The organism is Streptomyces sp. NPDC031274 (assembly GCF_055570235.1).
Genome location: NZ_JBVIHP010000124.1, coordinates 1 through 1,918, shown reverse-complemented (window position 1 = coordinate 1,918; position 1,918 = coordinate 1). Strand labels below are relative to the sequence as shown.

Sequence of the window (1,918 nt, the reverse complement as noted above, 5' to 3'; positions counted from 1 at the left end):
AGGCCCAGGCAGGCGCCCTGCGCGCGCTCGGCCATCGGGTCCTCACCCCCGATCAACGCGGCTTCGGGACCACGCCGCTCGGCGACGCGCCGCCGTCCCTCGACACCGTGGCCGACGACCTGGCCCGCACCCTCGACGAGCACGGCATCGAACGGGCCGCCCTGGCCGGGTCGTCCATGGGCGGATACGCGGCGATGGCGTTCCTGCGGCGCTTCCCCGACCGGGTCGCGGGGCTCGCCCTGATGTCCGCCCGAGCCACCCCCGACAACCCCGAAGCCGCCGCCCAACGCCTGCAGTTCGCCCATGTCGTCCAGGACGAGAAGGCCGGGCGGCCCCTGGTCGAACGCGTCACACCCGCACTGCTCGGCGCCACGACCCGGCAGCGCAGCCCCGCGCTCCTGGCCCGCGTCCTCGCCGACGCCCGAGCGGCCGACCCGGCCGCCCTGGCCTGGGCCCAACGGGCCATCGCCGCGCGCCCCGACTCCACCGACGTGCTGCGCGCCGCCCGCGTACCGGCCATGGTGATCGCCGGCGCCGAGGACGAACTGGTCGCCGCCGAGGAGTCCCGGCACGTCGCCGACGCCCTGCCCCACGCGCGGCTGATCACGGTGGCGGACGCAGGGCACCTGCAACCCCTGGAAGCGCCCGGGACGGTCGCCGCGGCCCTGGGCCACCTCCTCGTCGAGATCGCCGCCACGGACCACGACCGCCCCGCGACACCCGTCGGCGCCGACACCGGAAGCAGAGACCTCTGATGCTGACCGAAGACCACAAGGACTGGGGCTACACCACCTCGACCGGCCTCGGCTTCACCCACCACTCCGTCGTCGACACCCACTTCCGCGCCTGCGAACGGCCCTACCTCGACCTCCTCGACCGAGCGGGCATCGCACCGGGCCAGCACGTGCTCGACGCGGGCTGCGGTCCCGGTGACTTCCTGCCGCACCTGGGCTCCCTCGTGGGCGCGAGCGGCAGGGTCACCGGCATCGACCTCGCCGAGGAGAACGTCGCGCTCGCCGCACGGCGCGTCGGGGAGTGGCAACTGCCCTGCCCCGTCGAGGTGCACCGGGCGAGCCTGCTCGAACTGCCCTACCCGGACGACTCGTTCGACGCCGTGTGGTGCTCCAACACCGTGCAGTACCTCGACGACGACGAACTGGCCGCCGCACTGGCCGAGTTCAGCCGCGTCGTGCGTCCGGGCGGCACCGTGGCCGTCAAGGACCTCGACGCCCATCTGATCACCGCACGGCCCGCCGACCCCTATCTGTTCGGCGACTTCTTCCGCGCCGCGGGCGCCGCACCGGGCTACGCCCGCCAACTGCTGCGCACCCGGGAGCTGTACCGCCACTTCAAGCGGGCAGGGCTCACCGAAGTGCTCCAGCGGACGGTCCTGATCGAGCACCACGCGCCGCTGACCCCCGCCGCGACGGACTTCTACACCGCGGCCTGCACCCAGCTCGCCGGGCAGGCCCTGGCGCTCGGCCTGAGCCAGGAGTGGCGGCGGTTCACCGACCCCGCCGCGCCCGACCACCCGCTGAACTCCCCCGACGGATACATCAGCGAGGGAAACGCCCTGGCCGTCGGCACCGTGCCCGCCGCCCACCGCTGACGGCGCCCCTCTCCCCGACCACCGACGAGGAGCCGAGACCACCCATGCCGGCGACCGCCCCTTCGCCCTGCCCGCCCGCACCGGGCCGGATCCCCCTGCTCGGACACGCGCCCGCCCTGCTGCGCAGGCCGCTGTCCTTCTTCGAGTCCACCCGCACCGACGACCCGCTGGTCCGCATCGGCTTCGGCCCTTTCCACCTGTACCTGGCCAACGACCCGGCCCTGGTCCACCGCATCCAGGTGGACACCGAGGCGTTCGAACGGGGCCGCTTCTTCGAAGGCCTCGCCGGCCACTTCGGCAACCCGCTGA

At 74.1% G+C, this 1,918-nt stretch carries 2 protein-coding genes and 1 pseudogene; all 3 read left to right on the top strand.

Translation table 11 applies throughout. The annotated features are described in order from the left end of the window. A partial coding sequence (locus ACZ5CR_RS44125) for an alpha/beta fold hydrolase (RefSeq protein ID WP_468868993.1) occupies positions 1 to 755 on the top strand: 755 nt, incomplete at its 5' end. Further along, positions 755 to 1,609, top strand: coding sequence for a class I SAM-dependent methyltransferase (locus tag ACZ5CR_RS44120; RefSeq protein WP_468868990.1), 855 nt, complete (start codon positions 755 to 757; stop codon positions 1,607 to 1,609). The genes ACZ5CR_RS44125 and ACZ5CR_RS44120, both read left to right, overlap by 1 nt. 44 nt (positions 1,610 to 1,653) lie before the next feature. Continuing rightward, positions 1,654 to 1,918 (top strand): annotated as a pseudogene (locus tag ACZ5CR_RS44115) (cytochrome P450); the annotation flags it as partial.

What these genes read in the sequence shown, in the direction of transcription:
- ACZ5CR_RS44120 (WP_468868990.1), top strand. Translation starts at nt 755, where the DNA reads ATGCTGACCGAAGACCACAAGGACTGGGGCTACACCACCTCGACCGGC.